This window comes from Amycolatopsis thermoflava N1165 (assembly GCF_000473265.1).
In the GTDB taxonomy this organism is placed as follows: domain Bacteria; phylum Actinomycetota; class Actinomycetes; order Mycobacteriales; family Pseudonocardiaceae; genus Amycolatopsis_E; species Amycolatopsis_E thermoflava.
Genome location: NZ_KI421511.1, coordinates 8601639 through 8623070, shown reverse-complemented (window position 1 = coordinate 8623070; position 21432 = coordinate 8601639). Strand labels below are relative to the sequence as shown.

Genomic DNA, 21432 nt, shown 5'->3' with positions numbered 1-21432 from the left:
AGTGGGAGCGCTCCCGGCTCGTCCGCTCAGCGGAGGGTTGGACCTTCCGGACGGCTTGCCTGTGGTGGGCCGAGTTCTGGAGCGGCCACTTCCGATCGTCCCGCCCGGGGTGGATCGGGTTCCGGGGCCGGGGCAGCGACCGTCGATCGCCCTGCCCGGCGGCTACCCGCCGCGCACGCCCCCTGACGGGGGCGGCACCGCCGCGCGCCCGCCCCACGCACCTACGCGGGCCGCGCGATGACCGGGACCGCGGCGCGGGCCGCCGCGCCGGCCATCCATCCGCTACCCCAGTTCGCCGCCGGGCCGGTGGGCGTCGTGCTCGTGGTGCAGGCCCTCGTGCTCAGCCTGTTGTCCGGGCGGTACGGGTTCCACCGCGACGAGCTGTACTTCCTCGCCGCGGGGAAGCGGCTCGACTGGGGATATGTCGACCAGCCGCCGGTCACACCGTTGCTCGCCAGGGCCGGAGCCGCCGTGTTCGGCGACAGCCCGGCCGGTGTCCGCGCGCTGGCCACGGTCGCGGCGCTCGCCACCGTCCTCCTCGTCGCGCTCGTCGCCCGCGAACTGGGCGGCGGGCGCAGCGCGCAGACCCTCGCGGCAGGCGCGGCGGCGCTGTCCGCCTTCGTCCTCGTCGTCGGCCACATGCTCGGCACCGCGACCTTCGACCTGCTGGTGTGGGTGGCGATCGGACTGCTGGCGCTACGACTACTGCGCACGGGCGACGGCCGGTGGTGGCTCGCGATCGGCGCGGTCGCCGGCGTGGGCCTGGCCAACAAGTGGCTGGTCCTGCTGCTCCTGTCCGCGCTCGGCATCGCCGTGCTGATCACCGGGCCGCGGCACGTGTTCCGCAGCGCGTGGCTGCCCGCGGGCATCCTCGTCGCCGCGGTGCTCGCCGCGCCGGTCGTGTGGTGGCAGGCCACCCACGGCTGGCCGCTGCTCACCGTCGCAGGCGGCATCAGCGAGGACGACGGCGCGGAGAACCGCATCCTGTTCGTCCCGCTCCAGCTGGTCTACCTGTCGCCGGTGCTGGTGCCGGTGTGGATCGCCGGGATGGTGCGGCTGTGGCGCGACCCGCGGCTGCGCTGGGCCCGCGCGCTCGTCGTGGCCTACTTCGTGGTGTGCGTGGAACTGCTGGTCCTCGGCGGCAAGCCGTACTACTCGATCCCGCTGCTGGTGCTGCTGATGGCCGCGGGCGCCGAACCCACGGTGCGCTGGCTCGCCCGCGGACGGCGCGCGGCCCGGCGGGCCCTGGCCGGCGCCCTCGTGGTGCTCGGGGCCGCGATGTCGCTCGTCGTGGCGCTGCCGGTGCTGCCGCCGGACGGGCTGAACCCGGTGCTGGCGATGAACAAGGAACAGGGCGAGCAGGTCGGCTGGCCGGAGTTCACCGCGACGGTCGCCGCGGCCTGGCGGCAGATTCCGGAGCCGCGGCGGGCCACGGCGGTGATCCTGACGCGCAACTACGGCCAGGCCGGGGCCATCGAGCGCTACGGCACGGACCTCGGGCTGCCGCGGCCCTATTCCGGCCGCATGTCCTACGCCGACTGGGGCCCGCCGCCGGACAGCCACACCGGCCCGGTCGTCCTGGTCGGCGCGACCACCATGGCCGGCGTCGAAGACTGCCGCGTCGCCGCGGAACACGACAACGGGCTCGGCCTCGACAACGACGAGCAGGGCACCGTCGTCACCGTGTGCGGCGTGCTCACCCGGCCGTGGTCGGAACTCTGGCCGCAACTACGGCACTTCTACTGATCCGCCTTTTCGGACACGCCCGGAATTCCCCCGATCGAGGCACTTTTCACTCTATGGTGCGCGGGCGACGCCGCGATTCGTGGAGGTGCCCATGCGTTATCAGGTGCTGCGCCCGCCGTACTGCTACCGCTGGGCCGTCCTGATCTCCGTGGTGCTCGTGACGATCTCGCTGATCATTTCGCTGTCCTGGTCCGGCGCCGAAGGCAGTCCCGTCGCATCTCACCCCGAACCCGGACAACCGATCCGCGCCACCTCCACCCCGCCGCCCGCGCCCGGCGCGCCCGTGCGGACGACCGCCAGACAGGGCCGGTTCGTGGCGCTGACCTTCGACGACGGCCCCGATCCCGCCTACACACCGCAGATCCTCGACCTGCTCGCCCAGCACGGCGCGGTGGCCACCTTCTGCATGGTCGGCACCCAGGTGCGCCGCCACCCCGAATTGGTGGAGCTGGTCGTGCGGCGCGGAATGCGCCTGTGCGACCACACGGTCAGCCACGACGAAGAACTGGCGAAACGCAACGAGGCGCGCATTTCCGCGGACATCACCGGAGCGCTGTCGGATCTGCGGCTCGCGGCCGACGGTGACGTTCCGGTTCCCTATTTCCGCGCGCCCGGCGGCAACTGGTCGGAAACGATCATCGCGATCGCTTCCCGCGAAGGGATGGCGCCGTTGGGCTGGTCGGTCGATTCGCGTGACTGGACGCTTCCGGGGTCGCCCGCGATCGTGGCGACGGTGCGGCAGGCCGTGCACCCCGGCGCGGTGATCCTGCTCCACGACGGCGGCGGCCAGCGGCGGCAGACCGTCGCCGCCCTCGCCGAGCTGCTGCCCTGGCTCGTGGCGCAGGGGTACCAGTTCGACTTCCCGGCCACCTGACCCACGGATTTCAACTCACAGTTGACGTCTTCAACACGCAGTTGTAGCGTCCCTGCTCATCGTTCGATCGGGTGAGGAGATGCGATGTCTGCGAGGTCACGGGTGACGCGCTGGGGCGCGGTGGTCGTCGGCTGCCTGCTGCTCACGGCAGCCTGCGGTGGCGGGTCCGACGGCGCCGGGAGCGCCACCACCACCGGATCGGGCGTGCCGGACACTGCGGCGATCCTGCAGGGCGTCACGAAGGACCCGCAGCTCGCCGCGGGCCTACCTGCTCCGGTCGCCCAGGCAGGCAAGCTCAACATCGGCTCGAACATGCAGTCCGCGCCGAACAACTTCTACTCCGCCGACGGCAAGACGCCGGTCGGGTTCGAGGTGGACATCGCCAAGGCCGTCGCGGCCAAGCTGGGCCTGACGGTCCAGCACACCGACATGGCCTTCGGCTCGCTGATCACCAGCCTGCAGTCCGGTCGCCTCGACCTGACCATGGCCGGGATGAACGACACCCAGGCCCGCCAGCAGCAGATCGACTTCGTGGACTACTTCACCTCCGGCATCACGATCATGGTCCGCAAGGGCAACCCGGACGGCATCACCGGCCCGGACTCGCTGTGCGGCAAGACCGTCGCGGTCGTGCAGGGCACCAGCCACCAGACCTTCGCCGCCGAGCAGAGCGCCAAGTGCGTCCAGGCAGGCAAGCCGGAGGTCACCACGACGGCCACGGACAGCGACTCGCAGAACCAGAACCAGCTGCGCACCGGCCGCGTCGCCGCCATCCTCAACGACCTGCCGACCGCGGCCTACGTCAGCAAGAACGCGGGCGGCGGCGAGTTCTTCGAGGTCGTGCCGGGCGAGCCGATCAACGGCGGGCCGTACGGCATCGGCGTCAACAAGGCCAACCCGCAGCTGCGGGACGCCGTCGCCGCCGCACTGACCGCGCTCGTCGACGACGGCACGTACGGCCGGATCCTCGACGCGTGGGGGGTCAAGCAGGGCGCGATCACGAAGGTGACCGTCAATGCCGGAAGCTGACCTGACCACCCGGGCGCCGCAGGCCGAACTGCCCATCGTGCGCCTGCGGCATTGGGGTCGCTGGGTGTCGGCGGTGGTCATCGTCGCCCTGCTCGCCGGGCTCGGCGTGGTGCTCGCGCAGGCGCAGATCCAGTACGACACGGTGCCGGAGTTCCTGTGGTACCACGTGATGCTGGTCGGCCTGCTCAACACCGTCCTGCTCGCGGTGATCGCGCAGGCCGTGGCGATCGTCATCGGCGTGGTGATCGCGCTGATGCGCCGGTCGGCCAACCCGGTCGCGCGCGTCGTCGCCGCGGTCTACATCTGGCTGTTCCGCGGGCTGCCGGTGCTGCTGCAGATCCTGATCTGGTTCAACCTGGCGCTGGTGTTCGAGTTCGTCTCGATCCCGCTGCCGTTCGGCGGCGGCTACCTGGTGCACGAGCCGACCAACGTCGTCGTCAGCGCGTTCGTCGCCGCGCTGCTCGGCCTCGCGCTCAACGAAAGCGCCTACATGGCCGAGATCGTGCGCGCCGGCCTGAACAGCGTCGACCGCGGGCAGACCGAGGCGGCGAAGTCGATCGGTATGACCCCGGCGATGACGCTGCGGCGGATCGTGCTGCCGCAGGCGATGCGGGTGATCATCCCGCCGACCGGCAACGACTTCATCAACATGCTCAAGGGCACCTCGATGGCGTCGGTGATCGGCGTGACCGAGCTGATCCACGCGGCCAACAACATCTCGTCCAACAACCTGCTGGTCATGGAGACGCTGCTGGCGGCGGCGATCTGGTACATGGTCGTGGTCACCGTCGCCAGCGTCGGCCAGCACTACCTGGAACGCGCGTTCGCGGGCGACCAGCGGTCCGCGCGGCCGTGGTCGCGCGTCGGCCGCGCCCTGACCACGCTGCGGAGGGCCTGACATGACCGAACCCCTGCTGCGCGCGGTCGGCGTGCGCAAGCACTTCGCCGGCACGGAGGTGCTGCGCGGGGTCGACCTTTCCGTCCACAAGGGACAGGTGGTCTGCCTGCTCGGCCCGTCCGGCGCGGGCAAGAGCACGTTCCTGCGCTGCGTCAACCACCTGGAGACCATCGACGGCGGCCAGGTGTGGGTGGACGGCGAGCCGGTCGGTTTCCGCCTGCGCGGCGGGAAGCTGCACGAGCTGCGCGAGCGCGAGGTCGCCCGGCAGCGGCGGGACATCGGCATGGTGTTCCAGCGGTTCAACCTGTTCGCGCACCGCACCGTGCTGCAGAACGTCACCGAGGGCCCGGTCCGGGTGCGCGGACTGTCCCCCGCCCAGGCCCGCCGCACCGCGCTGGACCTGCTGGACCGGGTCGGCCTCGCGCACCGCGCCGACGCCCACCCCGACCAGCTCTCCGGCGGCCAGCAGCAGCGCGTCGCGATCGCGCGGGCGCTGGCCATGAAACCGAAGCTGATGCTGTTCGACGAGCCGACCTCGGCGCTGGACCCGGAACTGGTCGGCGAGGTTTTGGAGGTGATGACCTCGCTCGCGGCCGAAGGGATGACAATGGTCGTCGTGACACACGAAATGGGGTTCGCGCGGGAGGTGGCCGACGAGGTCGTCTTCATGGCCGACGGTGCGGTCGTGGAGACCGGGCCGCCCGCGCAGGTCCTGGGCGCGCCGGAGCACGAGCGCACCCGTCAGTTCCTGGCGCGCATCCTCTGATGGCCAGGATCTCGCCCAGCTACCTGCTTCAGTTCGACGAGCCTGCCGGCTACCTGGACTTCGCCCGCTACGGCCCGCCCTCGCACGCCGTCGTGGACACCACCGCACGCCTGCTGCACGCCTCGGCCAAGGCCGGCCCGTCCACAGTGGACGACCTGATGCGGCAGGAGATCCGCGCGAAGGCGGCCGTGGCGCGGTTGTGCGGCACCGACACCGACCACGTCGTCCTGCTGCCCAACACCAGCCAGGGCCTGTTCCAGGCCGCGTTCAACGCCCCGGCGGGCGAGGTGTTGGTGTCGGCCGCGGAGTTCCCGGCCAACACCTACCCGTGGGCGCGGGCCGAGGAGGCCGGGCGGATCACGCTGCGGCGGATGCGCTGCCGCCACGTGACCCCGGAGGTCGTGGCGACGGAGCTGAGCCCGGACACGGCGGTGGTGTCGGTCAGCGCGGTCGACTTCCGCACCGGCTACCGCGCAGACCTCGCCGCGCTGCGGGAAACCGTGGGCGACCGGCTGCTCGTGGTCGACGGCATCCAGGGCTTCGGGGTGGTCGACGCGCCGTGGGACGCGGCGGACGTGCTGGTCGTCGGCGGCCAGAAGTGGCTGCGCGCGGGCTGGGGCACCGGGTTCGCGGTGCTGTCGGACCGGGCGCTGGAGCGGATGCGGCCCGTGCTGTCGGGCTGGACCGGCGCACACGACGCCGGGCTGTTCGACGACGAGATCCACCCGCCCGCGGAGTTCGCGGCGTCGTGGTCGGTGAGCAACCTGAGCCCGGTGACGTCGGGCGCGTTCGCCGCGGCGCTGGAACTGGTCGAGGAGGCCGGGGTGGCGGCCATCGAGTCGCGCATCGCCGAGCGCGTTGGCGAGCTCGAGGAGATGCTGCGCTCGCTCGGCGCGGAGATCGTGTCGGCGACCGACCGGCGCGCCGGGATCCTCGCGTTCAGCCTGCCCGGGCACCCGGCGGAGCGGGTCGGGGCGGTGCTGGCCACGGAGGGCATCGCGGCGACCGTGCGCACCGAGCACGTGCGGCTCTCCCCGCACGCCTCCACGCCGGTGTCGGCCGTCGAGGCCGTCCGCACCGCGCTGGAGCACCTGTCCCGCCCGCTGCCCGCCAGCCGGGTGCCGTCCGCGGCCGCCACCGATTCGGTGCTGTCCGCGCTGGTCCCGGCGGTGAGCGGACTGGCCGCGATGCTCGGCCCCGGCAACGAGGTCGTGCTGCACGACCTGTCCAAGCTGCCCGACTCGATCGTCGCCATCGCGGGCGGCATCACCGGCCGCGAACCCGGCGGACCGATGACGGACCTGCTGCTCGGGCTGGTCCGCCGCGGCACGACGCATGACCTGACCAACTACGAGACCCACGGCCCGGACGGCAGGCCGATCCGCTCGTCGACGATCTTCCTGCGCGATCCGGACGGCGTGGCGATCGGCTGCCTGTGCGTGAACAGCGAGGTGACGCAGGGGCCGGCGAGCGAGGTGCGGGCCGAGAGCTTCCCGCCGGACGTGGACAGCCTCCAGCGGTTCCTGGTCGACCGGGCGGTCGCGCAGGCCGGGATCCCGGTGGGGCTGATGAAGAAGAAGCACAAGGCCGCGGTGGTGCGGGAGCTCGACGAGGCCGGGTTCTTCCTCATCAAGGACGCGGTGGACTTCCTCGCCGGTGAGCTGGAGGTCACCCGCTACACGATCTACAACTACCTGAACGAAATCCGCGCCGAGGCATGAGCGGGCGTTCTCCGGGGTAAGCCGGTTTCGAACACACCGGCGAACGGAGGCAGGGGTGACCGGACCGCAGAACCCGGAGAAGGACCCGCAGGACTGGACGACGGGCGAGGAGCAGATGACCGGCCCGCAGCGCTCGTACCTGCAGACACTGGCCCGCGAGGCCGGTGAGGAGCTGCCGGCGGACCTGACCAAGGCCGAGGCGTCGCAGCTCATCGACCGGCTGCAGGAGAAGACCGGCCGCGGCGCGGATTCCTGAGCGCGGGACTCGCGCGAGAACGGGGGCTCGCAGGCCGGAGCGCGGGACTCGCGGGTAGGTGACGCGGGACTTGCGGGCAAGCGGCGGCGCCGGCGCGCCAAGGTTCACTCCGCGGGCGGGGATCGTTCCACGAGGGGACATCGGGACGTCAGACATGATCACCAGGCTGGGCGCGACTTTTCAGCCCAGGAGGCGGTATGTCCGACAGATCCCCATCCCCCGGTCTCGCTCGCCGGACCCTGCTGCAGGCCGCGGTGGGCACCCCCGTCGCGGCGGCGGCCGTGCTCGGCGCGCAGCCCGTTCAGGCCGCCGAGGCCGCGGGCGGCCCGGCCGACGCCGAGAGCCCGCGGTTCACCCTCGCGGTCGTGCCCGACACCCAGTACCTGTTCGACGAGGGCGGCTCCGACCCGGAGCCGGTCCGGGCGACCTTCCGCCACGTCATCGACCGGCGCCGGGAGGACGGCATCGTCTTCCTCGCGCACCTCGGCGACGTCACCGAGCACGGCACGACGACCGAGATGCGCCTCGCCGACGACGTCTTCCGCACGATCGACGGCCGCATGCCCTACAGCGTGCTCGGCGGCAACCACGACGTCTCCGGCGACGACCAGCGCGGCGACACGCCCTACCTGCGGACGTTCGGCCCGCGGCGCTTCGCCCGCTCCGCCACCTACCAGGGCTCCTCGCCCGACGGGTACAACAGCTTCCGCATCTTCCACGCTGCCGGGCGGCAGTGGCTGCTGCTCGCGCTGGACTGGCGCGTCTCGGACGCCGGGATCGCCTGGACGAAGGGCGTCCTGGACGCGCACCGGGGGCTGCCGACGATCCTCACCACCCACGACCTCGTCTACCCCGAAGACGGCGGCGGCGCGCACCTGTCCGACCACGGGCAGCGGCTGTGGGACCAGGTCATCCGCCGCCACGACCAGATCTTCCTCGCGATGGGCGGGCACTACTGGCCCACCGGCCGCACGACGCTGACCAACGACCACGGCAACCCCGTGGACCTGCACATCACCAACTACCAGGACCGCTACTACGGCGGCGCGGGCATGCTGCGGTACTACGCCTTCGACCTGGTGCGCGGTGTGATCGACGTCAGCACCTTCTCCCCCTGGCTGCAGGCGCGGCGCGACCCGACGGCGCTGGAAGCCGAGACCCACGAGCTGACCGGCGACACCGACCGGTTCACCGTCGAGGTCGACTTCGACCGCCGGTTCCCGCCCGCGCCGCTGCCCGCCCGGCCCGCCGCGAAGGTCGTCATCCCCGGCACGGTCGCGTACTGGCGCTTCGACGGCGAGGGGCTCACCGGCGCGGACGGCAGCCCGGTCGCGGCCGGCGCCGTGGCGCGGGACCTGTCCGGCAACGGCAACGACCTCACGGTCACCCGCCTGCACGACGGACCCGCCGACGTGCTCACCTTCTCCGCCGACCACCACCGCGCCGCCCCCGGGCACGGGAGCCTGCGTTTCGACGGCGGGCAGAACCCGGACCGCGGCGCGGTGCTGCGGACCAGCGCGAGCGCGCCGCTCGCCCGCGCGCGGTTCGAGAACGGCTACACCATCGAGACGTTCATCAAGCTGCCCGACCCGTTCGTCGGCGACCACGCGTTCATGGGCATCCTGAGCTGGGAGGGCCGCAGCGGCGACGCGGGCAAGACCAGCGGGTGGTCGCAGGACGAGCCGACGTGCAGCCTCAACCTGTCCGGAGAGCGTTTTCTGCAGTTCGTGGTGTACCCGGTCGACCGGGACGCCGACCCGACGTCGTGGAGCCACGCGCTGCCGGTGGGCCGCTGGACGCACGTCGCGGTGGTCAACGACGGGCGCCGCACGGTGACCTACGTCGACGGCTCCCGCATCGCGCGCAACGCCGCCGAGGACTCGAAGGGCATCACCACGCTGGGCAAGCCGTTCGCGATCGGCGGGACCCAGTTCGCCGAGAAGTACGGCCAGGGCTACTACGGCTGGCTGGGCGACACGCGCATCGTGTCGCGGGCCCTGCGGCCGGACCAGTTCCTGACGCGGTGAGCGCGGGCCGGGGACCCGCGCCGGGTCCCCGGCCACTCAGGACAGCTTCGCGACCCAGCCCAGCGGCAGGTGCCGCATGGCGAAGCGCAGCGGGGCCCACGGCCAGGCCGGCGTGTACGCCTCGGCCCGTTCCCGCTCGATCGCCTTCACCATCGACGCCACGCCGGGCTTGGTGTCGACCAGCAGCGGCGTCTTGCGCACCCGCGCGTTCATCTCGGACCGGATGTAGCCGGGGAAGATCGTCGTCACCCGGATGTCCGTGCCGAGCGTGTCGGCGCGGATGCCCTCGGCCAGCGCGGCCACCCCGGCCTTGCTCGCCGCGTAGGTGGTGAGGTTGCGCGGCAACCCGCGCATCGCGCTCATCGACGAGATCACCACCAGGTGCCCGGCCCCCTGCTCGCGGAAGATCTCCATCGCGGCCTCGCACTGGGCGAGCGCGGCGACGAAGTTCACCTCCGCCGTCTGCCGGTTCGCGGCGAAGTACCCGGTGCCCAGCGGCTGCCCCTTGCCCAGCCCGGCGTTGACGATGATCCGGTCCAGTCCGCCCAGTTCGTCGCGCAGTTCGCGGAACACCCGGAACACCGCGTCGTGGTCGGTGACGTCCAGACCGCGAACCGCTACTGTGACACCGGAATGCGCCGACGTCACTTCCCCGCGCAGGGCTTCGAGCCGCTCGACCCGCCGCGCGCACAGGGCGAGATCCCGGCCGAGCGCCCCGAACTGCCGCGCCATCTCCTCGCCGAGCCCGGCGCTGGCGCCGGTGATCAGAATCCGCTTTCGCACGGGGGAAAACCTATCCGGCGCCGGACTTCGTCGCAGCGTGACAAATATCGTGCCTCGCGGACCGAATGACGTTCGGCTCCTTCCGCTTGCCGTGATCGGCCGTAACATGAACGACTGCCCGAGGTCACGAAGGGGGTCGTTCGTCCTGGTAGAGAACCGGAACGCGGAGCTGCTCGCCTCCGGGCCGCGCTGGGTCGCCGTCGAACTGCGCCCGCACGCCGGGCGGATCGCGGCCGCGATCATGCAGGAGGTCCGGCGGTCGGTGCCGGCCTACGCGCGTCCGCTCACCGGGACGTTCGGCCGCGCGTTCACCGAGGGCGTCGAGCAGGCGGTCCGGCACGTCATCGAGAGCATCGGCAACCCGGCGATCAAGCACCACGACTGGATCGAGCTGTTCCGCGAGCAGGGCAGGCGGGAGTTCGCAGACGGCCGCAGCCTCGACGCCTTGCAGGCGGCGGCCCGCATCGGCGCGCGGGTGGCGTGGCAGTACGTCGCGCCGGTGCTGCGCAAGGCGGGCGCGTCGCCGCAGGTGCTGGCGCACGCGGCGGAAATCATCTTCGCCTACGTGGAGGACCTGTCCGCCATCGCGCTGGACGGGTTCCACGAGGCGCAGTCCAGTTCCGGCGGCACCATCGAGCGGCGGCGGCGGCAGTTGCTGGAGCTGATCCTGTCCGGCCGCCCGGCCGGGCCGGAAACGCTGGCGAACATGTCGAAGGGCGCGGGCTGGGCCCTGCCGGACAAGGCCGCGATCGTCGCGCTGGAACGCGCCGAGGGCACCGCCGACTTCCCCGTCGAGCTGCTGGACGACGAGGTGCTGGTGGACCTGGAGAGCGCGCAGCCGTGCCTGCTGACGACCCGGCCGAAACGGCAGCTGTTCCCGCTCACCGGGCGCTGGAACGGCTGGCGCGCGGCGGTTTCGCCGACGGTCCCGCTCGCCGACGCGCCCGCCGCGCACCGCACCGCCCGGCGCGCTCTCGCGCTGCTGCCCGCGTGCTCGGCCGACGAGCCGATCACCTGGTGCGTCGACCGGCTGTCCGCGTTGTGGTTGCTCGGCGAGGACTTCCTCGCCGCCGAGGTGGCGCGGCAGGCGTTGCGGCCGCTGGACGAACTGGGCGGCAAGCAACGCGACCGTCTCGGCGAGACACTGCTCGCGTGGCTGGAAACCCGTGGCGGCGCACCGGAAATCGCCAAGCGGCTGCAGGTGCACCCGCAGACCGTGCGGGCGCGGCTGCACCAGTTGCGCGAGCTGTTCGGCGACCGGCTGGACGACAGCGAGGACCGGTTCAGCATGCACCTGGCGTTGCGCGCGCAACGGCTCGCCGCGCGGGGTGAGCCGTCGTGAGCACGCGGATTTGTCACTTTGGTGAGGGAAACCGGAAGGCGGGCACTCACCGGGGTGGGGTGCGCTGGTCCGATCGCGCTGCCCGGTTGCTCCGCTCACGCAAGAGATCCTTGCCAAGCACGGGGCGTGGTGCGATGTTGTTCCTCCCGACAAGTGAAATCGAGGTTACCCGGACGACCGAATCGATCGGCTGCGAGGGCAGCGCCGCCAATTTTCGTTGCGATCAGAGGTAATCATGACGACCGATGCCGGTTACCGGCACGGGAACACCGTGCGGAAGAACGCCTCCCGAAGACCGCCCCGCGCGCCGGGACTCCCCCCGCGCCAGCGCCAGAACGCGCCGGACGTCACCGCCGGCATCGGACGCGCCAGCAGGCTGTGGGCCTCGCTGCCCCGTGAGCTGGCGAAGGCGTTCCGGCCGCACGCCGACGCCATGACGGCCGAGATCCTGCGGGAGATCCAGCTCGCGGTGCCCGAATACGCGCGGCCGCTGGAAGGCCCGTTCGGGCGCACCATCGTGCGCAGCATCCAGCAGGCGGTCCGGCACTGCATGGACAACCTGGGCAACCCGGCCGCGCCACAGGAGGCGTGGATCGGCGTGTTCCGGCACCTGGGCAAGGTCGAGTTCAGCGAGGGCCGGACGCTGGACCAGCTGCAGACCGCCTACCGCGTCGGCGGGCGGGTGGCGTGGCGGTACGTCGCGTCGGTGAGCCAGTCGCTGGGACTGTCGACGGATTTCCTGTGCGTCGGGGCGGAGGCGATCTTCGCCTACGTCGACGAGATCTCGGCGCTGTCGCTGCAGGGGTACGCGGCCGCGCAGAAACGGGCGGCGGGCACCCGGGCGCGGCAGCGGCGGCAGTTGCTGGAGCTGATCCTGGCCGACCCGCCCGCGTCGCCGAAGGCGATCGCCCGCCTGGCCGCGACGGCCGGGTGGCGGCTGCCGGAGCGGGTCGTGGCGGTGGCCCTGGAACCGCGCGCCGACCAGCACCACCGCGAGCCGCCGTCGCTGGACAGCGAGGTGCTCATGGACCTGGAGGGGCCGCAGCCGTGCCTGCTGGCCGATCCGCAGCTGGTCACGGCCGGGTCGCTGGAGCCGGCGCTGGCCGGGTGGCGCGCGGTGATCGGGCCCGAGGTAAAGCTGGGTGACGCGGCGATGTCGCTGCGCTGGGCACGCCGCACCGTGGACCTGGCGCGCCGCGGGGTGATCGACGCGCCGCCGCTGGCGCGGGCGACCGACCACCTGGCGACGCTGTGGCTGCTGTCGGACGAGTTCCTGGTGAAGGAGCTGATCCGGCGGTGCCTCGCGCCGCTGAGCGGGCTGACCGACAAGCAGCGGACCCGGCTGGGCCAGACCCTGCTCGCCTGGCTGCAGTCCAGCGGGACCGCGCCGGACATGGCGGACCGGCTGGGGGTGCACCCGCAGACCGTGCGGTACCGGATGCGGCAGCTGGAGGAGTTGTTCGGGGAGCGGCTCAACGATCCGGAGAGCCGGTCGGACCTGGAGATCGCCCTGCGGGCCGCCCAGTTGCTGGAGAAGTAGCCCGGGTGCCCGCCGCGGCGGGCGCCCGGGACGCCGGGCTACGCGCCTTCGAGGGCCTGGCAGGTCGGTGCCTTCTGGAACGCCTTGGCCAGTTCCGGGTTGTCGGTGAGGTCCTTGGTCGGGCCTTCGGTGGTGTTGCCGAGTTTGGCGAAGGCGTCGCTGGCGCCGCGGACCGCCTGCTCGAATGTGGCCTGGTCGCTGACCGGCGCGGACGCCAGCGCCGTGCGGGCCTCGTCGACGGAGGCCTTCGTCGTGTTCAGGGTCTCCATCGCGCGCTGCACCGTGGCCTGGCCGTCGGTCACCGGGGGCGGGCCCTCGCGGGTGATGCCGTCGCCCAGGTCGGTCAGCGCCTGCGACAGCGACGCCAGGTAGGTGACCAGGCCCTCCCGCGCCTTGGCCACGTCGGAGGCGTCCACGCCGGGCAGCTGCGACAGCTTCGTGCCGCCGTCGCGGACGACCGCGCACACGTGGTCGGACCAGGTGATCGCGGCGGTGTTCTCCTCCGGCGCGGCCTTGTCCGGCCCGCAGCCGGCCAGCACCGCCAGACCGGCCAGCGCGCCGGCGACCAACACAGCTCTCACCAGAACCATCTCCTCAGCGTCGGCACCCGGCCGCCGTGTTCAGCGGCGCGGGTGTGGTGTCGAGGCCGTTGCGGTACCGGGTGCCCTCGTACCCGGCGGTGCACGGCAGCGGATCGAAGAACGTCGTGGCCAGGCCGAAACCGGCGGAGTCGCCCGCGATGACCGTGCTGCCCGCCTCGATCGCCGTCGGCGCGGCCACCAGCAGCTGCTCGACCCCGTTCCGGTGGGTCAGCAGCACCTCGGACGTCGTGAGCAGGTTCGTCAGCAGGGTGGTCAGGTTCGGGCCGGTCTCCCGCAGCAGCCCGCTGATCTGCCCGGCGGCGGGCGGCGCGGCGGACAGGATCGTCGACAGGTCCGCGTCCGAGTCGCGCAGCATCGCGGCGATGCGCTTGGCGTCCGCGCCGAACGCCGTGATCGCGCCGGAGTTCTCGATCTGCGTGGTCAGCACGGTGTCCGCGTCGGTGATCAGCTGGATCGTCTGCGGCAGATGCGCCGAGGCCGACTGGGTGAACCCGGAGGTCGCGTCGAGCAGCGCCTGCAGGCTCGGTCCGGTGTCCAGCGTCGCGTCGTACAACTCGTCCACCACCGACCGCAGCGCGTCCCGCGGCACCGACGCGACCAACCGGTCCAGGTTCAGCACCAGCTGCTCGTTCGGCAGCGGCAGCCGCGTGCGGGACAACGCGATCACCGAGCCGTCGGCCAGCACCGGGCCGCCGGAGCTGCGTGGCCGCAGGTCGACGTACTGCTCCCCCACCGCCGACCGGTTGGTCACCACCGCCTCGACGTCCGCGGGCACCGGCGGGGCGCCGTCGTCGATCCGCAGGTCGGCCTCCAGCCCGGAGCCGGTGAGCCGCAGCTCGCCGACGCGGCCGATCGGCACGCCGTTGTAGGTGACTTCGGCGCCTGCGAAGATGCCGCCGGAGTCGGCCAGCTCGACGCGCACCACGTACCCGCCGCCGCCGAAGAGCCGGTCCAGCCCGGCGTAGCGGGCGCCGACGTAGGTGATCCCGGCCAGCGCGATCAACGCGAACACGATGACCTGCACACGCACCTTGCGGGTCAGCATCTAGGAACCACCACCCAGCGGGAGCGGCGCGGACTGCGGGCTCGTCCCTGAGGTTCGGGAGTCGAAGTCCAGGAACAGGTTGAGATAGTCGCCCTTGATCGCGTCGAGGGCGGCGTCCGGGAACGGGAACGTCAGCAGCATCTCCATCGCCTCCGGCAGCTGCTGTCCGGCCACGGTCAGCTGCCGCAGCGTCGGCTCCAGCGCCCGCAGGTCCGCGATCAGGTCGTCCTTGCCGCGGTTCACGGTGTCGACCGCGACGCCGGAGAGGTGGTCCAGCGAGGTGAGCATGGTGACCAGCTGCTCGTGCTGCCTGGCCAGCACGTCGATGCCGGGCGTGAGGTCGTCCAGCACCCCGGTGATCTGGTCCTTGCGCGCGGACAGCGACGCGGACAGCCGGTCGATCCCGTTGAGCGCCCTGGTGATCTCGCCGCGGTGCTGGTCCAGCCCGGCGACGAAGGTGTTCACCTCGGTCAGCAGGTCGCGGATCTCCGCCTCGTTGCCGCCCAGCGCGGCGTTGAGCTCGCGGCTGATCTGCTGCACCTGGCCCACGCCGCCGCCGTTGAGCAGCATCGACAGCGCGCCGAGCACCTCCTCGACCTGCGGGTTGCGGTTGGTCCGCTCGACCGGGATCCGGGCGCCGTCGGCGAGGGCGCCCTGCGGTTCGCCTGCCGCGGGCGGCCCCAGCTCGACGAACTTCTCGCCGAGCAGGCTGCTCTGCCGCAGCCACGCCTCCGCGTTCGCCGGCAGCCGCACCGAGCCGTTGACCAGCAGCGTGACCTGCGCGGTGCGGCCGTCGGCGGACAGGTCGATCCGCTCGACCCGCCCGACCGGCACGTCGTCGACCTGGACCGCGGACTGCGGCACCAGGTCGAGCACGTCCCGGAACCCGACGACGACCCGGTACGGGTGGTCGCCGAGGTCCGCGCCGCCGGGCAGCGGGGTGTCGTAGAGCCCGCCGAACGAGCAGCCGGTCAGCAGCGCCAGCGCGGCCAGCAGGGCCGCGGCCAGTGGGGTGCGCTTCATCGGCCGCCTCCCAGCGGCAGGACCGGGCCCATGCTGAACTCGTTGAGGTCGGCGCGGCTGTAGATCGTCGAGTTGGCCGGGTCGTAGGCGGCGAGCAGCCGGTTCAGCGCGTCCGGCGCGGTGGTCAGCGCCTCGGACAGCGACGCGCGCTGGTTCGCGAGCACCTGGGTGGTGCCCATCAGCTTGTCCACATTGGATTTGACCCGGCCGCGGTTGTCCCGCACGAACTGCTGGATCTGCCCGAGCGCGCCGGCCAGCTCGTCCAGCGACGCGCCAAAGACGTCCCGTTCCGAGGCGAGGAACGCCGACACCCGCGCGAGCAGGTCGGCCAGCCTGCCCACCTGGTCGTCGTTGTCGGCGAGCATCGTGGTGAACCGCTGCAGGTTGTCGACGGTGGCGAACAGGTCGTCGCGCGAGCCGCTCAGGGTGGTGGCGGCCTGGCCGAGCTGCCGGATCATCTCGCCGAGCTGCGCGCCGTTGCCGGTGAGGTCCTCCGCCGCGCTGCTGAGCAGGGCCGACAGCGCGCCGTCGCCGTTGGCGCCCTGCGGGCCGAGCGCGGTGGTCAGCCGGTCCAGGCTCGCGAACAGCTGGTCCAGCTCCACCGGCACCGCGGTGCGGGCCACCGGGATCACCGTGCCGTCGGCGATCTCCGGGCCGCCCCGGTAGACCGGCGCGAGCTGCACGTACCGGTCGCTGACCAGGCTCGGCGTCACGACCAGCGCGGCCGCGTCGGCGGGCACCCGGATGCCGCGGTCCACCGTGAACCCGACCTCCACCTGCTGCCCCTGCGGCTCGACCGTGTCCACCGTGCCGACCGGCACCCCGAGGATCCGCACCTCCGATCCGGGGTAGATGCCGACGGCGGCGGTGAAGTACGCGGTGAGGTGCTTGCCGCGCCCGCTGTCGCGCACGACGATCACGATCGCGGTGGCCAGCGTCGCGATGATCACGACGAGCGCGCCCCAGCGCAGCCACCTGCCAAGGCGGGATACCGCCATCAGCCGCCCCCTCCCGGTTTCGGTGGCATGCACGGGCCGCCGTCGGCGGGGACGATCAGCCCGCACAGGTAGGTGTCGATCCAGTTGCCGTTGCCGATCGCGTCGCCGAGGAGCCGGTAGAACGGGCCGGACAGGCTCAGGCTGCGGTCGAGCGTGTTCTGGTTGCGCTGCAGCACGTCGGTGACGCGGTCGAGCTGTTCCAGCGCGGGCTGCAGCTGCGCGTTGTTCTCCTCGATCAGCCCGCGCACCTGCTGCGAGAGGTCGCGGGTGCCGCGCAGCAGCTGGTCGAGCGCGGACCGGCGCTGGTCGAACTCGGTCAGCAGCACGTTCCCGTCGGTGATCAGGCGGGCGAGCTGGTCGGTGCGCTCGGCGACCGTGCCGCTCAGCTCGGCGGTGCCGCTCAGCAACTGCTTCAACTCCGTGTCGCGTGAGGAAATGGTCTGCGACAACGCGGCCAGACCGTCCAAAGCGGACTGCACGTCCTGCGGGGTGGCGGCGTCGAAGGTCTGCGCGAGCGTGCGGAAGCTCGCCGCCAGCTGGTCGGTGTCCAGTTCGCCGGTGGTGCGGGCGAGGTCGGCGAAGGCGTCGTTGACGTCGTACGGCGTGACCGTGCGGTCGCGCGGGATCGGCTGGTCCGGGTCCTGCTCACGTTCGCCACGCGGGTCGAGCGCGAGGTTCTTGGCCCCCAGCAACGTCTTGATCCGCACCGAGACGGTGCTCTCGTCGCCGACCCACGTGTCGGTGACACGGAAGGTGACCTTGACGTGGTCGCCGTCCAGCGAGACGCCGGTGACCTCGCCGACCTTCGCGCCCGCGACGCGCACCTCGTCCCCGCTCTTGAGGCCGGCGGCTTCGGTGAACTCCGCGGTGTAGGTGGTGCCGCCCAGCGCGGGCAGGCGGTCCCAGAACAGGGTGAGCCCGCCGAGCACGAGCATCAGGGCCAGCCCGGCGAGGCCGAGGCGGAAGGAGTTGCGTGACCGGAACGACTTCACCGGCGGCACCTCGCCTCGGTCACGGGCACGCCGACCGGGCCGCCACCGGGCGCCGGGGCGGCGTCGGAGCGCACCGAGCACAGGTAGAAGTTCAGCCACGAGCCGTAGGACGCGATCCGGCCGATCGACTCGTACTTGACGGGCAGGTTGTTCAGGAACCTCTCGAACTCCGGTGTGTTGTCGCCCAAGGTCCTCGCCAGCTCCTCAAGCGCGTTGATGTCGGCCCGCAGCGGTTCCCGCGCGTCCTGCACGAGCCCGGCGGTGGCGGTGGTGAGGTCGGCGATACCGTCGATCGCCTCGCCGATCGGCCCGGAGTTCGCGGCGAGCCCGGACACCAGCTGCTGCGTGGCGTCGAGCAGCTGCGCGAGCTGCCCGTCGCGGGCGTTGACGCGGTCGAGGACCTCGTTGAGGTTCGTGATCACCTGGCCGATCACCTGGTCCTGGCCGGCCAGCGACGACGTCAGCGATGCGGTGTGCCGCAACAGGTCCGCGACCGTGCCGCCCTCGCCCTGCAGCACCTGCACGATCTCGCCGGCGAGCTGGTTGACGTCCTGCGGGGACAGCGCCTGGAACAGTGGCTTGAACCCGTTGAACACCGCGGTCAGGTCCAGCGCGGGCCGGGTGCGTTCGAGCGGGATCAGCCCGCCCGGGTCCAGCCGTCCGGTGCCGACGCCCTGGTCGAGCGTGATGTAGCGCTGGCCGATGAGGTTGCGGTACTTCACGGCCGCGGTGACCGTCGCGCTGAGCGCGCGGTCCTTGTCGACTTCGAAGGACACCTCGGCGATGCGGCGGTCGACGATCTCGATGCCGGTGACCTGCCCGATGCGGACGCCGGACATGCGGACGTCGTCACCGGAGTTGAGCGAGGTGACGTCGCTGAACCAGGCGCGGTAGGTGACCGTGCCGCCGTCGCCGCGGTTGGCGATCGTGACGGCCAGCAGCCCGGTCGCCAGCACCGTGACGACCGCGAAGATCAGGCCCTTGACCAGCGGTCGGATCATTTCAGCGTCACCTCCGCGCCACGCAGCAGCGGGTTCATCAGCAGTCCGCTCCAGCCGGGGATCTCGGACGGCCGCTCCCCCAGCACGGGGGCGAGCAGCTCGGCCAGGAACCGCTGCGCCGCCGGGGTGTCCGCCCCCGGCGCGGCCGACCCGGCCGTGGGACACCGCGGTCCGTCCGCCGCGGGCGGCGGGGCGCCGCCCGGTTTCGGCGGCCGCACCGTGAGGTCCACGTGCAGGCCGGGTTCGGCCGTGCCCACCCCCAGGGCCCGCTCGACGACCGGCTTCAACCGGGCGGCCGCGTCGGCGACGCACGGGATCTCCGGGCTGTATTCGGCGAGCAGGTCGAGCACCGGCCTGCTGTCCGCGGACAGGTCGACCAGTGTGTCGTCGTTGGCGTCGAGGAAGCCGTGCGCGTCGTCGCCGGCGGCGGTGACCGTGGTGAACAACGCGGCGAGGTCCTGCTGCTGCCGGGTCAGGGTGGTCGCGGTGGTGCGCAGGTCGGCCATCGCGTCCACCAGGTCCGGCGCGGCGGTGGAGTAGGTGTGCACGGTGTCGGCGAGCTTGGTGATCGCGGTGCGCAGCTCCGGCACCTCCGGGTTGAGCCTGCCCAGGTAGTCGCCGAGCGACACCAGGGTCGTGCCCAGCTCGGGGCCGCGGCCCTCCAGCGCCTGCGACACCGCGCCGAGGGTGCTCGCGAGCTTCTGCGGCTGCACGGTCTGCAGCACCGGCAGCAGATCGCGCAGCGCCTGCTCGACCTCGACCGCCTGCGTGCTGCGGTCCTCCTGGATCACCGCGCCGGCCGACAACGCGCGCGGCGCGGGCGCGGGCGGGATCACCAGACTGACGTAACGCTGGCCGAACAACGTCTTCGGCAGCAGCCGGGCGGACACGTTCGCCGGGATGTCGTGGATCCGGTCCGGGTCCATCGCCAGCTCCACGTCGACCCAGCCGGGTTTGACGTCGATCGAGCGCACCGACCCGACGAGCACCCCGCGGACCTTGACGTCGGCGTTCTCCTTCAGCTGCGTGCCCGCCCGCTCGGCGCGCAGCACCACCGGGACCGCGGAGCTGAACGTCTTGCCGTAGATCGCGACCGCGAACCACCCCATCGCGCCGAGCAGCGCGATGAACACCAGGCCGAGCGCGCCGAACACCAGGCGCCTGCGCTGCTCGCTCATCCCGCCACCCGCACGGTCGTGGTGGCGCCCCAGATCGCCAGGCTGAGGAAGAAGTCGAGCACGCTGACCACGACGATCGAGGTGCGCACCGAGCGTCCCACCGCGACGCCGACCCCGGCAGGCCCGCCGCCGGCGCGGTAGCCGTAGAAGCAGTGGGTGAGGATGATCGCGACGCTGAACACCATCACCTTCGCGAACGACCAGAGCACGTCCTCGGGCGGCAGGAACAGGCTGAAGTAGTGGTCGTAGGTGCCGCCGGACTGGCCGTAGACGGTGACGGTGATCGTGCGGGCCGCGAGGTAGGAGGTGAGCAGGCCGATCACGTACAGCGGGATGATCGCGACGAACCCGGCGATGATCCGGGTGGTCACCAGGTAGGGCATGCTGCGCACGGCCATCACCTCGAGCGCGTCGATCTCCTCGGAGATGCGCATCGCGCCGAGCTGGGCGGTGAACCCGGAGCCGACGGTGGAGGACAACGCGAGCGCGGCGACCAGCGGGGCGATCTCGCGGGTGTTGAAGTAGGCCGAGAGGAACCCGGCGAACGCCGACGTGCCCAGCTGGTCGAGCGCGGAGAAACCCTGCAGGCCGACGACGGTGCCGGTGAACACGCACATGCCGACCATCACGCCGATGGTGCCGCCGATGACGGCGAGCGCGCCGCTGCCGAACGCGACCTCGGCGAGCAGCCGGACCACCTCGCGGCCGTAGCGGGTGAGGGTGCGCGGCGCCCAGGCGAGGGCGCGCAGGTAGAACGCGAGCTGGTCGCCGAGTCGCACCAGGCCGTTCATCGGGCGCTCGGGGTTCAGCAACCGGTGGGTCACTGGCTCAGGCTCCCTTCGCAGGCACGACGCGCAGGTAGATCACGCTGATCACGAAGTTCACGAAGAACAGCAGCAGGAACGTGATGACGACGGACTGGTTGACGACGTCGCCGACGCCCTTGGCGCCGCCCTTCGGGTGGAGACCGCGGTAGGAGGCGACGAGCCCGGCGAGGAACCCGAAGATCACCGCCTTGACCTCGCCCACCCACAGGTCGGGCAGCTGCGCCAGCGCGGAGAAGCTGGCGAGGAACGCGCCCGGGGTGCCGCCCTGCAGCAGCACGTTGAACACGTAGCCGCCGGTGACGCCGACGAAGCTGACCATGCCGTTCAGCAGGACGGCGACGGCCATCGCGGCGAGCACCCGCGGCACCACGAGTCGCTGGATCGGGGAGACGCCGAGGACCTCCATGGCGTCGATCTCCTCGCGGATGGTGCGTGACCCTAGTTCCGCGCAGATCGCGGAGCCGCCCGCCCCGGCGACGACGAGGGTGGTGACGATCGGGCTGGCCTGCTGGATGACGGCAAGGACGCTGGCTGCGCCGTTGAACGACTCGGCGCCCAGCTGGCTGGTGAGGCCGCCGAGCTGGAGCGTGATCACGGCGCCGAACGGGATGCTGACGAGGGCGGCGGGCAGGATCGACACGCTCGCGACGAACCAGAACTGTTGCACGAACTCGCGGAATTGGAAGGGCCGCTTGAACATCGCGACGACGATGTCCAGCGCGAGGCCGAAGAGCTTGCCGAACTCGCCGACGGCGTTGCGGGCGGCGGTGACGGGGGCGGTCAT

At 72.0% G+C, this 21432-nt stretch carries 20 protein-coding genes; 10 read left to right on the top strand and 10 right to left on the bottom strand.

Going from position 1 to position 21432, the window contains the following annotated elements:
- Positions 1-237: 237 nt before the first annotated feature.
- The 8 genes from AMYTH_RS0142890 to AMYTH_RS0142855 all read left to right on the top strand — a co-directional run bounded on the left by AMYTH_RS0142890 (position 238) and on the right by AMYTH_RS0142855 (position 9317).
- Positions 238-1746 (top strand): glycosyltransferase family 39 protein, encoded by a 1509-nt coding sequence (locus AMYTH_RS0142890; RefSeq protein WP_051362995.1) that lies wholly within the window; start codon positions 238-240, stop codon positions 1744-1746.
- Positions 1747-1837: 91 nt separating this feature from the next.
- A complete protein-coding gene (locus tag AMYTH_RS0142885; protein WP_027935418.1) occupies positions 1838-2620 on the top strand; it encodes a polysaccharide deacetylase family protein in 783 nt (260 codons plus the stop codon).
- A gap of 84 nt (positions 2621-2704) precedes the next feature.
- The gene (locus AMYTH_RS0142880; RefSeq protein WP_037323128.1) at positions 2705-3649 is read left to right on the top strand and encodes an ABC transporter substrate-binding protein; all 945 of its coding nucleotides are present in this window, start codon (positions 2705-2707) and stop codon (positions 3647-3649) included.
- Positions 3636-4547 (top strand): amino acid ABC transporter permease, encoded by a 912-nt coding sequence (locus AMYTH_RS0142875; protein ID WP_051362994.1) that lies wholly within the window; start codon positions 3636-3638, stop codon positions 4545-4547. The genes AMYTH_RS0142880 and AMYTH_RS0142875 overlap by 14 nt, the downstream gene beginning before the upstream one ends.
- Before the next feature lies 1 nt (position 4548).
- Complete coding sequence (locus AMYTH_RS0142870) at positions 4549-5313, top strand: amino acid ABC transporter ATP-binding protein (RefSeq protein ID WP_027935415.1); 765 nt, start codon at positions 4549-4551, stop codon at positions 5311-5313.
- Positions 5313-7034 (top strand): aminotransferase class V-fold PLP-dependent enzyme, encoded by a 1722-nt coding sequence (locus AMYTH_RS0142865; RefSeq protein ID WP_027935414.1) that lies wholly within the window; start codon positions 5313-5315, stop codon positions 7032-7034. The genes AMYTH_RS0142870 and AMYTH_RS0142865 overlap by 1 nt, the downstream gene beginning before the upstream one ends.
- Positions 7035-7089: 55 nt before the next feature.
- Positions 7090-7290: a DUF3072 domain-containing protein gene (locus tag AMYTH_RS0142860; protein ID WP_027935413.1), complete on the top strand. Its 201-nt coding sequence runs from the start codon at positions 7090-7092 to the stop codon at positions 7288-7290.
- A 197-nt stretch (positions 7291-7487) separates the two neighbouring features.
- The gene (locus tag AMYTH_RS0142855; protein ID WP_027935412.1) at positions 7488-9317 is read left to right on the top strand and encodes a LamG-like jellyroll fold domain-containing protein; all 1830 of its coding nucleotides are present in this window, start codon (positions 7488-7490) and stop codon (positions 9315-9317) included.
- Positions 9318-9353: 36 nt separating this feature from the next.
- On the opposite strand, the gene AMYTH_RS0142850 is transcribed toward AMYTH_RS0142855, so the two are convergent.
- Complete coding sequence (locus AMYTH_RS0142850) at positions 9354-10100, bottom strand: SDR family oxidoreductase (RefSeq protein WP_027935411.1); 747 nt, start codon at positions 10098-10100, stop codon at positions 9354-9356.
- 106 nt (positions 10101-10206) lie between these two features.
- On the opposite strand from AMYTH_RS0142850, the gene AMYTH_RS0142845 reads away from it, so the two are divergent.
- Together AMYTH_RS0142845 and AMYTH_RS0142840 are read left to right on the top strand one after the other, a co-directional pair.
- Positions 10207-11442: a PucR family transcriptional regulator gene (locus AMYTH_RS0142845; RefSeq protein WP_051362993.1), complete on the top strand. Its 1236-nt coding sequence runs from the start codon at positions 10207-10209 to the stop codon at positions 11440-11442.
- A 235-nt stretch (positions 11443-11677) separates the two neighbouring features.
- On the top strand, positions 11678-12982 hold the full coding sequence (locus tag AMYTH_RS0142840; RefSeq protein WP_123685791.1) for a PucR family transcriptional regulator: 1305 nt from the start codon (positions 11678-11680) through the stop codon (positions 12980-12982).
- Positions 12983-13020: 38 nt separating this feature from the next.
- On the opposite strand, the gene AMYTH_RS0142835 is transcribed toward AMYTH_RS0142840, so the two are convergent.
- From AMYTH_RS0142835 to AMYTH_RS0142795, 9 genes are read right to left on the bottom strand one after another with little or no spacing between them, the layout of a single operon-like run.
- Positions 13021-13563 carry a hypothetical protein gene (locus tag AMYTH_RS0142835; RefSeq protein ID WP_157360756.1) on the bottom strand — a complete coding sequence of 181 codons (543 nt, stop codon included), beginning with the start codon at positions 13561-13563 and terminating at the stop codon, positions 13021-13023.
- A gap of 13 nt (positions 13564-13576) precedes the next feature.
- Positions 13577-14629, bottom strand: coding sequence for an MCE family protein (locus AMYTH_RS46790; protein WP_037323126.1), 1053 nt, complete (start codon positions 14627-14629; stop codon positions 13577-13579).
- The gene (locus AMYTH_RS46785) at positions 14630-15652 is read right to left on the bottom strand and encodes an MCE family protein (RefSeq protein ID WP_037323124.1); all 1023 of its coding nucleotides are present in this window, start codon (positions 15650-15652) and stop codon (positions 14630-14632) included.
- A complete protein-coding gene (locus AMYTH_RS0142820) occupies positions 15649-16650 on the bottom strand; it encodes an MCE family protein (RefSeq protein ID WP_027935407.1) in 1002 nt (333 codons plus the stop codon). The genes AMYTH_RS46785 and AMYTH_RS0142820 overlap by 4 nt, the downstream gene beginning before the upstream one ends.
- Entirely contained in the window at positions 16650-17651 is a 1002-nt protein-coding gene (locus AMYTH_RS0142815; protein ID WP_084022800.1) for an MCE family protein, read from the bottom strand. The genes AMYTH_RS0142820 and AMYTH_RS0142815 overlap by 1 nt, the downstream gene beginning before the upstream one ends.
- Positions 17639-18643: an MCE family protein gene (locus tag AMYTH_RS0142810; RefSeq protein WP_027935405.1), complete on the bottom strand. Its 1005-nt coding sequence runs from the start codon at positions 18641-18643 to the stop codon at positions 17639-17641. The genes AMYTH_RS0142815 and AMYTH_RS0142810 overlap by 13 nt, the downstream gene beginning before the upstream one ends.
- Positions 18640-19821: an MCE family protein gene (locus AMYTH_RS0142805; protein ID WP_027935404.1), complete on the bottom strand. Its 1182-nt coding sequence runs from the start codon at positions 19819-19821 to the stop codon at positions 18640-18642. Before AMYTH_RS0142805 ends, AMYTH_RS0142810 begins: the two co-directional genes overlap by 4 nt.
- Positions 19818-20612 (bottom strand): MlaE family ABC transporter permease, encoded by a 795-nt coding sequence (locus AMYTH_RS0142800; RefSeq protein WP_051363153.1) that lies wholly within the window; start codon positions 20610-20612, stop codon positions 19818-19820. The genes AMYTH_RS0142805 and AMYTH_RS0142800 overlap by 4 nt, the downstream gene beginning before the upstream one ends.
- A gap of 37 nt (positions 20613-20649) precedes the next feature.
- A complete protein-coding gene (locus AMYTH_RS0142795; RefSeq protein ID WP_027935402.1) occupies positions 20650-21432 on the bottom strand; it encodes an MlaE family ABC transporter permease in 783 nt (260 codons plus the stop codon).

What these genes read in the sequence shown, in the direction of transcription:
- AMYTH_RS0142855 (WP_027935412.1), top strand. Translation starts at nt 7,488, where the DNA reads ATGTCCGACAGATCCCCATCCCCCGGTCTCGCTCGCCGGACCCTGCTG.
- AMYTH_RS0142870 (WP_027935415.1), top strand. Translation starts at nt 4,549, where the DNA reads ATGACCGAACCCCTGCTGCGCGCGGTCGGCGTGCGCAAGCACTTCGCC.
- AMYTH_RS0142805 (WP_027935404.1), bottom strand. Translation starts at nt 19,821, where the DNA reads ATGAGCGAGCAGCGCAGGCGCCTGGTGTTCGGCGCGCTCGGCCTGGTG.
- AMYTH_RS0142820 (WP_027935407.1), bottom strand. Translation starts at nt 16,650, where the DNA reads ATGGCGGTATCCCGCCTTGGCAGGTGGCTGCGCTGGGGCGCGCTCGTC.
- AMYTH_RS46790 (WP_037323126.1), bottom strand. Translation starts at nt 14,629, where the DNA reads ATGCTGACCCGCAAGGTGCGTGTGCAGGTCATCGTGTTCGCGTTGATC.
- AMYTH_RS0142885 (WP_027935418.1), top strand. Translation starts at nt 1,838, where the DNA reads ATGCGTTATCAGGTGCTGCGCCCGCCGTACTGCTACCGCTGGGCCGTC.
- AMYTH_RS0142875 (WP_051362994.1), top strand. Translation starts at nt 3,636, where the DNA reads ATGCCGGAAGCTGACCTGACCACCCGGGCGCCGCAGGCCGAACTGCCC.
- AMYTH_RS0142880 (WP_037323128.1), top strand. Translation starts at nt 2,705, where the DNA reads ATGTCTGCGAGGTCACGGGTGACGCGCTGGGGCGCGGTGGTCGTCGGC.
- AMYTH_RS0142810 (WP_027935405.1), bottom strand. Translation starts at nt 18,643, where the DNA reads ATGATCCGACCGCTGGTCAAGGGCCTGATCTTCGCGGTCGTCACGGTG.
- AMYTH_RS0142890 (WP_051362995.1), top strand. Translation starts at nt 238, where the DNA reads ATGACCGGGACCGCGGCGCGGGCCGCCGCGCCGGCCATCCATCCGCTA.
- AMYTH_RS0142795 (WP_027935402.1), bottom strand. Translation starts at nt 21,432, where the DNA reads ATGACCGCCCCCGTCACCGCCGCCCGCAACGCCGTCGGCGAGTTCGGC.
- AMYTH_RS46785 (WP_037323124.1), bottom strand. Translation starts at nt 15,652, where the DNA reads ATGAAGCGCACCCCACTGGCCGCGGCCCTGCTGGCCGCGCTGGCGCTG.
- AMYTH_RS0142845 (WP_051362993.1), top strand. Translation starts at nt 10,207, where the DNA reads ATGAACGACTGCCCGAGGTCACGAAGGGGGTCGTTCGTCCTGGTAGAG.
- AMYTH_RS0142800 (WP_051363153.1), bottom strand. Translation starts at nt 20,612, where the DNA reads ATGAACGGCCTGGTGCGACTCGGCGACCAGCTCGCGTTCTACCTGCGC.
- AMYTH_RS0142865 (WP_027935414.1), top strand. Translation starts at nt 5,313, where the DNA reads ATGGCCAGGATCTCGCCCAGCTACCTGCTTCAGTTCGACGAGCCTGCC.
- AMYTH_RS0142840 (WP_123685791.1), top strand. Translation starts at nt 11,678, where the DNA reads ATGACGACCGATGCCGGTTACCGGCACGGGAACACCGTGCGGAAGAAC.